This is a genomic window from Archangium sp. (assembly GCF_036388035.1).
Taxonomy (GTDB): Bacteria; Myxococcota; Myxococcia; order Myxococcales; family Myxococcaceae; genus Archangium.
Map to the genome: position 1 here is coordinate 1 of NZ_DASVSO010000177.1, position 8,837 is coordinate 8,837.

Here is an 8,837-nt window from a genome sequence, read left to right on the forward strand (position 1 = left end):
TGAGGGGCGCCACGGCCGTGGGCCTCGCCATGGGGGCGTTGCTCCTCCTGCCGCGGCCCCGGAGCGCTCCGGAGCGGATGCCCGAGGCGGCGTCGCAGCCCGTGGCGGTGGCCCCGGTGGCGCCGCGACAGGCCGCGCCCGTGCCGGTCGCCGCCACGCCGCCGCCTCCCGTGCAGCAGCCCGCTCCCGCGGCCGTGCAGCCGAGTGCGCCCGTGGTCGCGGCGGCTCCGGCGGTGCAGCCCGCCGCGCCCGCGCCCCAGCCTCAGCCCGCTCCGGCCCCGGTCGCGCCGGTGGTGGAGAAGCCGGAGGCCAAGGTCGTCACCGCCTCGGTCCAGGTGCCCGCTCCCGCGGCGCCCGAGCCGTCGCGCAAGGTCGCCGTGGCCGCGGTCGCCGCGTCCGTGGTGCGGGAGAAGCCCCAGGCCGACGCGGGGGAGCGCCGCGCGTTGCCGCCTCCCGCGCCCACGCCCGTGGCCGCGCCCACGCCGGTGTCCACGCCCAAGCCCAAGGTGGGCAAGGCGGTGGCGGGCGCCACCTCGGCCGCGGATCCGAGCAACTTCGACGACTCGGTCGACAAGGCGTTCGAGAAGGAGCTCTTCTCGGGGCCCAAGGCGGAGGACCCGCGCTCCAAGCGCACCGTCTACCTCCCGCCCGAGCCCGGCAAGGAGTCCCTGTCCACCTCGGACGTCATGCAGGTGGTGGGCTCGCACAAGGACGGCATCCTCTCCTGCATCGCGGCGCACGCGCCGCCGCGCGACTCGGACTCCGACAAGGGCCGCTTCGTGTTGCGCTGGCGCGTCCAGCCGAACGGCACGGCCTCCGACGTCCTCATGGAGACCGAGGCCCTCAAGGGCACGCCGTTCGCCCGCTGCATGGAGGCGCAGGTGCGCTCGTGGAAGTTCCCGCAGCACCGCGTGCAGAGTCAGGAGCCGGTGCGCTTCCCGTTCACGTACTGAGCGGGCTCAGCGCGCGGCGAGCCGGGCGGCCTTGAGCAGCGCCTCCACCATGGGGACGCTGCTCGCCTGGCCCGTGCCGGCGATGCCGTAGGCCGTGCCGTGGTCCGGCGACGTCCTCGGCACGGGCAGCCCGAGCGTCACATTCACCGTGCGCTCGAAGTCCAGGGCCTTGGCCGGGATGAGGCCCTGGTCGTGGTACATCGCCAGCACCACGTCGTAGGGGAAGCGCTCCACCTGGGCGAAGAGCCCGTCGGCCGCCAGGGGCCCGTGCGCGTCCACCCGCAGCTTGCGCGCGCGCTGGATGGCGGGCGTGAGGACTTCCACCTCCTCGCGCCCCAGCAGCCCGCCCTCGCCCGCGTGCGGGTTGAAGCTCAGCACGCCGATGCGCGGCGCCCGGCCCACCACCGGCTTCAGGCTCCGGGACAGCAGCTGGAGCTGGCCCACCAGCCGCTCCACCGTCAGCAGCCGGGAGACCTCCACCAGCGGCACGTGGTTCGTCGCCAGCGCCACCCGCACCCGCGGGCCGTCCATGAGCATCAGCACCTCGCGGCCGAACGCCTCGGCCAGCACCTCGGTGTGCCCCATGAAGGGAATGCCCGCGCGGGAGATCTGCTCCTTCGACACGGGCGCCGTGCAGAGCGCGTCCACCGTGCCGGCGCGCGCCGCCGCGATGGCCGCCTGGATGTAGCCGTACTGCGCCTTGCCGCCCGCTCGCGTGGGCTTGCCGGGGACACGGTCCTTCTCGGCCAGTGCCGTCACCACGCACACCGTGGGCCCCGAGACGCGGGCCAGCGTGTCCGGCGTGGCGCGGGCGTACTTCTGGAAGAGGGGGAAGCGCTCCAGCGTCGGCCCGTCTCCGAAGACGACGGGCGTCAGGGCCCGGCGCACCTTGGGGTGGGCGAGCGCCTGGGCCGTGACCTCGGGACCGATTCCGGACACGTCTCCCAACGAGATGCCGACGACGGGACGCTCGCTCACGCGCTACCCCCTCCCTGGGGCACTCAGATCTTCACGTCGACCGAGGCCTTCTGCCGCAGCTCCTGCACGTACTGCTCGACGAACTTCTCCGTCTTCTGCAGCTTGAGCTTCTGCTCCAGCTCGCCCTTCACCTGCTCGAAGGCGGCCACGTCCACCGCGCGCTTCTCCTCCACCTTCAGCACGTGCCAGCCGAACTGCGTGCGCACCGGCTCGCTCACGCCCCCCTCGGGCAGCGAGAAGGCCACCCGCTCGAAGGCGGCCACCATCACCCCGCGCCGGAAGAAGCCCAGGTCGCCGCCGTCCGCCGCGCTCGGGCCCTCGCTCCGGGCCTTCGCCAGCTCCGCGAAGTCCACGCCCGGCTTGCGCGCCTCCTCCGCCAGCTTCTCCGCCTTCTTGCGCGCCGCCTCTACCTGCTCCGGCTTCGCGTTCGCGTCCACCTGCACGAGGATGTGGCGCGCGTGGACCTCGGCGTCGCCCGACTCCAGCTTGGTGTACTGGGTGTAGGCCGCCTTCAAGTCCTCCTCGGACACCTTCACCTTCGGGGTCACCTTGAGCTGCACCAGCTTCATGCGCCCCATCTGCTTGCGCAGGAAGTCCTTGTAGGCCGCCACGGTGAAGCCCTCGCCGGACAGCAGCCGCTCGAACTGGGCGTCCTCGGTGACGTTGTTCTGCCGCCGCACGTCGCCAATGGCGGCGTCGAGCTCCGCGTCCGTCACGCCCAGGCCCAGCTCCTGAATCTGCTCCTCCATCAGCTTCTCGCCGATGAGGGCGTCCAGCGCGGCCTTGCGCAACCGCGCCTGCTCCTCGGCCCGCCTCTGCGGATCGCGCACCGCGGTGTTGAGCCGCGCCAGCTCCGGCGCCACGCGCTTCTCCACCTCGGACAGCGCGATGACGTCGCGGTTCACCACCGCCGCCACCCGATCCACCAGCTCCGCCCGCGCCACCGCGCCGCTCAAGAGCAGGGCCGCCACCATCGTTCCGATCAGCTTCTTCCTGTCCTTCCTCTTTCCGTGCCCGCGATGGGGGCGATTAGTGCTGGGCCGCCGGCTGCGTCACCGGCCGCCCGCGGATGGACTGCAGCGTGGCCTCATTCACCCACACCTTGGCCTTCGCCCGCAGCTCCTCCTCGTATTTCGCCTGCGCCTCGGCCCGCCGCTGCGCCAGCAGCTTGCCCTCCACCTGCGCCCGCACCTCGCTGAAGTCCAGCTTGCGCCCCGCGCGCTTCTCCAGCACGCGGAACAGGTGGTAGCCGTACTCGGTTTCCACCACGTCGGACACCTGGCCGGGCGACATGCGGAACACCACCTCGTCGAAGGCCGGCGGCATCTGCCCGCGAGGGAAGAAGCCCAGGTCGCCTCCCACCTTGGCGTCCGCGCTCAGCGAGTAGCGGCGCGCCAGGTCGGCGAACTTCTTGCCCGACTTGAGCTGCGCCTGCACCTTGCGCGCGTCGTCCATGCCCTTCACCACGATTTGGGCGGCGCGCACCTGATCCGGCTCCACGTACTCCGCCTCGTGCGCCGAGAAGTAGCCGCGCAGCTCCTCCTCCGTGAGCGCCACGCGCGTGTACACCTCGCTGGCGAAGAGCTTCTCGATGATGAGCCGCGCCGACTCGCGCGCCTTCAGCTCCGCCATGGACAGCTGCCCCTGCGCCAGCACCTCGTTGAAGTTGCCCGCCGGGTAGTCACTCGACAGCCGCAGCACCCCCCGGTCCACCTCCTCGGGCGTCACCGTGACGTTGTGCGTCCGGGCCTCCTGCAGCAGCACCATGCGGGAGATGAGCGTGTCGAGCAGCGCCCGCTTGAAGGGCTCGATCTCCTCCGGGGTGCGCTGGGGGGCCTCGGCGGAGGCGAGCTCGCGGCCCAGCTCCTGCTCGAAGTCCGCGCGGGCGAGCACCTCGCCATTCACGGTGGCCACCACGTTGGCGTCCGGATCCTCCTTGTCCTTCTTGGGGCAGCCGGCCAGGCCCACCGCGAGCGCCAGGGTGGCGAGCAGCGGGGTGGCGCGGACGAAGGCACGGCGCATGGAGGGGCTCCTCTGGCTGGTCACGGTTGGCCCACCGGGGCGGAAGGGAAGGGAGAGGGGGAGGGCATGGTGCCGGGGGGCGGACCGCTCGGGGGCAGCATGGGGGCGCCCATGTCCACGTGGACGCGCGAGAGCGCCGCGGTGTCCACGGTGAAGCCGGCGCGGCGCTCCAGCCCGGAGAGCAGCTCGGCCCACGCCTGGGTGCGCTTCTCGTGGGAGAGCCGGCCGGAGATCTGCTGGCGCACGTCCTCGAGCTTCAGGTTCAACGCGGCCTGGTGGCCGGTGAGCTGAAGCACGTGCAGCCCCGCGTCCGTCTGCACCACGCCGCTGAGCGCCCCCGGGCCGCTGGCGACGAGCGCGCGCGCGGCCTCGGCCACCTCGGGCCCGAAGTCCTGGGCGAGCACCTCGAGGGAGCGGTAGCGCAGGTCTCCATCCAGCGGCTGGGTGCGCGGCTCCTCGCTGTAGGCCCGCGCGAGGCGCCCGAAGGCGGCGAAGTCCTTGGCGGGCAGGGCGCGCGCGTCGGCGAGCACCTTCTCCGCCCTGGCGCGCGCGGCCGTCACGCGGGCCGCGTCCGCCCGGGGCGCCGCGAGGAAGACGTGCGCGAGCCGCACCTGCTCCGGCCGCACGTAGTCCTCCTTCTGGCGCTCGTAGTACGCGGCCACCTCCGCGTCGGAGACGGGGGGCTGGGCCTCGTCGAGCTGGGTGCGCATCAGCCGCGTCACCAGCGCCCGCTTGGTGCTGGCCACCACCTCGGGGTCGTTCTGCAACCCGCGCGCGAGCGCCTCCTGCACCAGCAGCTCGAAGCGCGCCAGGCCCTCCACGTACTCGCGCTTCTGCTCCAGCGTCTGGTAGCGCGCGCGCAGCGCGGGGCTCATCTCCTCCAGGCGGCGCGTCAGCTCCTCGGCCGTCACCTGGTCCGCCTTCCAGGAGGCCACCGCCGTGCCGCTCGGCTGGCGCTCATGGCGGAAGTCCACCACGGCGTGGCCCGGCGCGGGGCCGCGCTCGCAGCCCACGAGGGTGAGGAGGGCGAGGGCGAGGAAGCGGGAGGCTGGGGACATGAGAGGTGCGGGCCCGTGGGGTAGCACGCCAGGGGGGAGCGGACAACCGGGCGGCCCCTGGGGCCTCAGGGGCGAGTCGCGTGCGCGGACAGGAACGCCTCCACCAGCGGGAAGATTTCGTCCGGTGCGCGACGCCCGAGCACCAGATCCGCATGCCCGTAGTCCTCGGCGAAGCCATGGCCGCGTCCGGCCACCACCAGCTTCACCGGCCCGCCCAGGTGCTCCTGTGCCCGCGCCACGGCGAGCGGGGGAGCGAGCAGGTCCTTGCTCCCCGCCATGAGCATGATGGGCAGGCGCACCCCGGCCAGCGGCTTGCGGTAGCAGGTGCCGTCCACCATGCAGAAGGAGTCGGTGGCAATCCAGTGGGCGAACTGGCGCACCACGCCGCCATAGATGTCCGCGGGCACGTTGGCCAGGGCCTTGCGCACCACGTCCGGCTCCATGTTGGAGGCCAGCATCATGTAGCGGCTGAGGGGCCCCGGCGGCGCGCCGAAGAGGGCGATGCCGGTGATGCGTCGGGTGGGAATCATCTTCAGCCGCAGCAGCGGTTCAATCCGCTGGATGAAGCGCTTGAGGCCCGGCTGCACCGCGAAGGTGAAGGGGCTGCCCATGGCCACCGCGGCGCGCACCGGGGCCTGCGGGTTTCGCGCCAGGTGGCCGTAGAGGGTGAGGCCTCCCTTGGAATGGCCCACCCAGAGCACTTCCTTCGCCCCGGTGGACAGCACGGTGCGCAGCGCGGAACGCACGTCGTGCTCGGCCTGGTCATCAAAGGAGGCATCGCCGCACGGGCCGGCGAGTCCCCGGCCGCGCAGCTCCAGCACCCACGCCTCGAAGCCCGCGCGGGCGAGGTAGCGCGCCAGGCTGTAGCGCTCGTCGAAGTCCAGGTGGAACCGGTTGGCACCCAGGCCGTGGCACAGGATGACCGGCTCGGCGTACCGGCGTTCCCCTCGGGGGTGGTAGCGCCCCAGGGCGATGGCCGCCCCGTCATCGGTGGGCACCCGGTACAGCTCGTCCGGCCGGAAGGGCAGGGTGAGCAATCCTTCTCCGTCCCGATTTACAGCTCGGGAGAAAAGATCTGCCATTCGTGTCAGTTGGGGGCCGGTTCGGTTCGTCACGACCGGAATCTAATGCCCTCGGGGACAAGTGCCTCGTTGAAAATCCGGCGCACCCACATGTCGGCCGGGGGGTTGCAATGGTCCCACCACGTTCAAGCCGGGAGGCTCGTGGATGCGGCAAAGCCCGACACTTGCGGAAACGTTGTCTTCGACAGAGGTAGCCCTTCTTCCCACCGACACCCTCCTGCGTGCCCTGCGAGTGATGGAGCGGCGGGGTGTCTGGCTGCTCCCCGTGGTGGAGCAGGCCGGTGGGTTGGTGGGGTTGGTGAGCCGGGAGCACATCCTGTCGGCGTGGCGGGTGGATCCGCTGCTGCCGGTGGCGATGGTGATGGCGGCCCGGAGGGCGTGGAGGGGAGATGAGACGAGCAGCCCGGCCCCCGGGTGAGGGGAGAGGCGGGCGTTCGACTCCGGCAGGCGTGCGCTACACTCGTGCCCCGCCGTGTCGGATGCCTCCTGGAAGGTCTACATGCTGCGCTGTCGGGATGGAACGCTCTACACGGGCGCCACCAACGACCTGGAGCGGCGCCTGGCCACCCACAACCGGGGGAAGGGCGCCGCCTATACCCGGGCCCGCCTGCCGGTGACGCTGGTGTGGAGCGAGTCGGCCGCCGACCGGGGCGCCGCCCTCCGCCGCGAGGCCGCCCTCAAGCGCCTTTCTCGGGCCGAGAAGCTCCGTCTCGTCCAACGGGTGCGCGGCTGACCCAGGATGGGTTTCGTCTGACCCCATTTTGTGGGAGTGTTGGCGGTGGAACTCTCCATTCCCTTGAAAACAGGGGAGACTCAGACCGCCATGACGCAGACGCACGGGGGCAGCCCCCCGCAGGGCCAGCACGGAATGCCCAAGGGCGAGGCCTGGGTCCTCCGGGATGAGCAGCACCTCCTGTATCTGCTGGCCTTCGCATGTCTGCTGTTCTGGGGGGTGGACGCGCTGTCGGTGATGCGGCTGCCGTGGGACACGCTGGCGCTGCGCCTGACGATGGCGGGGATGATGGTGGGGCTGGGTTGGACGTTGGGGCGCGTGCCGAAGCCGCGCCGCCGGCTGGTGCGGATGCTCGCGGTGATGGTGGTGCCCAACTTCTTCCTCGCGCTGGTGGTGTACCGGCTGGGCGGGGTGGACAGCCCCCTCTTCGGCTGGTTCTGCGTGATGCCCCTGGTGACGCTCTCGATGTCCCTGGGCGAGGTGCGGCAGGGCGTGTTGAGCACGCTCACGACGATGGTGGCGGCGGGCGGGGTGATGTGGGCCGGTGGGACGCCGCTGCCGCGCATGCTGACGTGGCTGCTGCTGATGCTGGGGGCGGGAGCCCTGGGGCTGCAGATGAGCTTCTTCTACCGGCGGCTGCGCCACGCGCGGACGAAGGCGGAGACGGAGCAGCGGGTGGCGCAGGACGCGCTGGTGGAGTCCCAGGCGCGCGTGCTGCAGGCCGAGCGGCTGGCGCAGGTGGGGCGGCTGGCGGCGGGCGTGGCCCACGAGGTGCGCAACCCGCTGGCCTACATCCAGGCCAACCTGCGCTTCCTCCAGGAGGAGTGGCAGCAGCAGGCGCAGGGGGCGGGCTCCGCCGACTACACCGAGGCCCTGCAGGAGACGATGCAGGGCGTGGAGCGCATCCATCAAATCGTGAAGGACCTCACGGCGATGGCGCGCCACGAGGCCGTGATGGAAGACGAGGTGGGGCGGTGCGAGCTGGCGCCGGTCATCGACGAGAGCGTGCGGCTGGCGTCGGTGCGGCTGAAGTCCCTGGTGAAGCTGGCGGTGGAGCCGCCGCCGGCGGAGCTGGCGGTGCGGGCCGAGCCGCGGCGGTTGGGGCAGGTGCTGCTCAACCTGCTGCTGAACGCGGCGGACGCCATCGAGGACGCGAAGGTGCCGGAGGGGCGGGTGGCGCTGCGGGTGGAGCTGGCGGCCGACTGGGTGCGGCTGGTGGTGGAGGACAACGGGCCGGGCATCAAGGCCGAGCACCTGGCGCGGCTCTTCACCCCCTTCTTCACCACGAAGGAAGCGGGGAAGGGCACGGGGCTGGGGCTGACGCTGTCCCGCCAGTACGTGGAGTCCTTTGGCGGCGTGCTGCGCGCGGAGAACCGCCCCGAGGGCGGCGCGCGCTTCATCGTGGCGCTGCCGGGGTCTCCCTAGGCCCCCCTCCCGGGCGCACTTTCGAAAAACCTGTCCGACAGTCGGACAGGTTTTTTCTCAACCCACCGGGCGGGGCGGGGTCGGAGGGGCCGGCGGCGGCTGGGTGAGCTTCTGCCGCTTGTTGCGCCACACCACGAAGAAGATGCCCAGCACGAGGAAGGAGCCCGTGCCCACCAGGGTGCCGACGAGCTGGTAGTGGAGCAGGTCCGCCGCGACCTTCCGGGTGATCTCCGGCAGGTCGCAGAGGACCTGGGCCGACTGGTAGCGCGGCGAGTTGTCCCAGGCGAGCCACTTGGGCCCCAGCCACGAGGCCGTGGCCAGGCCCAGGAAGGCCCCCGCGAGCATGAAGGTGAGCAGCGTCTTCAGTGTGGCCATGGTTCCGGGCACCTCGGTCAGGAGACGTGGGAGCGTGCTTTAGCACGCAATGCGCGCGTGGGGGCCGCGACACGCCGGGAGCCGTGCTATCTGACGGGGCGTGCCGCTCCTTCCTCTCGCCGCCCTGTTCGGGGTCATCACGCTCGTCTGCGCCGTCTTCCTGCTCATCCACGCGTTCCGCCGCAGCCTGGGGACCGGGATGATGGTGCTG

At 71.9% G+C, this 8,837-nt stretch carries 10 protein-coding genes; 4 read left to right on the forward strand and 6 right to left on the reverse strand.

Annotation, left to right across the window (positions count from 1 at the left end):
- Nucleotides 1–953, forward strand: a 953-nt coding sequence (locus VF697_RS07785; protein ID WP_331092867.1) for an AgmX/PglI C-terminal domain-containing protein, incomplete at its 5' end; no start/stop codon positions are given.
- 6 nt (nt 954–959) lie between these two features.
- Here VF697_RS07785 and pdxA read toward each other — a convergent pair.
- The 5 genes from pdxA to VF697_RS07810 all read right to left on the reverse strand — a co-directional run bounded on the left by pdxA (nt 960) and on the right by VF697_RS07810 (nt 6,093).
- The gene (pdxA, locus tag VF697_RS07790) at nt 960–1,931 is read right to left on the reverse strand and encodes a 4-hydroxythreonine-4-phosphate dehydrogenase PdxA (RefSeq protein ID WP_331092868.1); all 972 of its coding nucleotides are present in this window, start codon (nt 1,929–1,931) and stop codon (nt 960–962) included.
- A gap of 23 nt (nt 1,932–1,954) precedes the next feature.
- Nucleotides 1,955–2,905 carry a peptidylprolyl isomerase gene (locus VF697_RS07795; RefSeq protein ID WP_331092869.1) on the reverse strand — a complete coding sequence of 317 codons (951 nt, stop codon included), beginning with the start codon at nt 2,903–2,905 and terminating at the stop codon, nt 1,955–1,957.
- Nucleotides 2,906–2,960: 55 nt separating this feature from the next.
- Nucleotides 2,961–3,953: a peptidylprolyl isomerase gene (locus VF697_RS07800; RefSeq protein WP_331092870.1), complete on the reverse strand. Its 993-nt coding sequence runs from the start codon at nt 3,951–3,953 to the stop codon at nt 2,961–2,963.
- A 20-nt stretch (nt 3,954–3,973) separates the two neighbouring features.
- Nucleotides 3,974–5,011, reverse strand: coding sequence for a peptidylprolyl isomerase (locus VF697_RS07805; RefSeq protein WP_331092871.1), 1,038 nt, complete (start codon nt 5,009–5,011; stop codon nt 3,974–3,976).
- A gap of 65 nt (nt 5,012–5,076) precedes the next feature.
- Nucleotides 5,077–6,093 (reverse strand): alpha/beta hydrolase, encoded by a 1,017-nt coding sequence (locus VF697_RS07810; protein WP_331092876.1) that lies wholly within the window; start codon nt 6,091–6,093, stop codon nt 5,077–5,079.
- A gap of 175 nt (nt 6,094–6,268) precedes the next feature.
- On the opposite strand from VF697_RS07810, the gene VF697_RS07815 reads away from it, so the two are divergent.
- From VF697_RS07815 to VF697_RS07825, 3 genes are all read left to right on the forward strand, one after another.
- On the forward strand, nt 6,269–6,511 hold the full coding sequence (locus VF697_RS07815; protein ID WP_331092872.1) for a CBS domain-containing protein: 243 nt from the start codon (nt 6,269–6,271) through the stop codon (nt 6,509–6,511).
- A gap of 81 nt (nt 6,512–6,592) precedes the next feature.
- Nucleotides 6,593–6,826, forward strand: coding sequence for a GIY-YIG nuclease family protein (locus VF697_RS07820; protein ID WP_331092873.1), 234 nt, complete (start codon nt 6,593–6,595; stop codon nt 6,824–6,826).
- 90 nt (nt 6,827–6,916) lie between these two features.
- Nucleotides 6,917–8,251, forward strand: a complete 1,335-nt coding sequence (locus tag VF697_RS07825; protein ID WP_331092874.1) for a sensor histidine kinase — start codon at nt 6,917–6,919, stop codon at nt 8,249–8,251.
- A 57-nt stretch (nt 8,252–8,308) separates the two neighbouring features.
- On the opposite strand, the gene VF697_RS07830 is transcribed toward VF697_RS07825, so the two are convergent.
- The gene (locus VF697_RS07830; protein WP_331092875.1) at nt 8,309–8,626 is read right to left on the reverse strand and encodes a hypothetical protein; all 318 of its coding nucleotides are present in this window, start codon (nt 8,624–8,626) and stop codon (nt 8,309–8,311) included.
- Nucleotides 8,627–8,837: the final 211 nt, after the last annotated feature.

Bases quoted from the DNA above. Each gene is read 5' to 3' on its own strand.
- VF697_RS07805 (WP_331092871.1), bottom strand. From the start codon at position 5,011: ATGTCCCCAGCCTCCCGCTTCCTCGCCCTCGCCCTCCTCACCCTCGTG.
- VF697_RS07825 (WP_331092874.1), top strand. From the start codon at position 6,917: ATGACGCAGACGCACGGGGGCAGCCCCCCGCAGGGCCAGCACGGAATG.
- VF697_RS07795 (WP_331092869.1), bottom strand. From the start codon at position 2,905: ATGGTGGCGGCCCTGCTCTTGAGCGGCGCGGTGGCGCGGGCGGAGCTG.
- VF697_RS07800 (WP_331092870.1), bottom strand. From the start codon at position 3,953: ATGCGCCGTGCCTTCGTCCGCGCCACCCCGCTGCTCGCCACCCTGGCG.
- VF697_RS07820 (WP_331092873.1), top strand. From the start codon at position 6,593: ATGCTGCGCTGTCGGGATGGAACGCTCTACACGGGCGCCACCAACGAC.
- VF697_RS07830 (WP_331092875.1), bottom strand. From the start codon at position 8,626: ATGGCCACACTGAAGACGCTGCTCACCTTCATGCTCGCGGGGGCCTTC.
- VF697_RS07810 (WP_331092876.1), bottom strand. From the start codon at position 6,093: ATGGCAGATCTTTTCTCCCGAGCTGTAAATCGGGACGGAGAAGGATTG.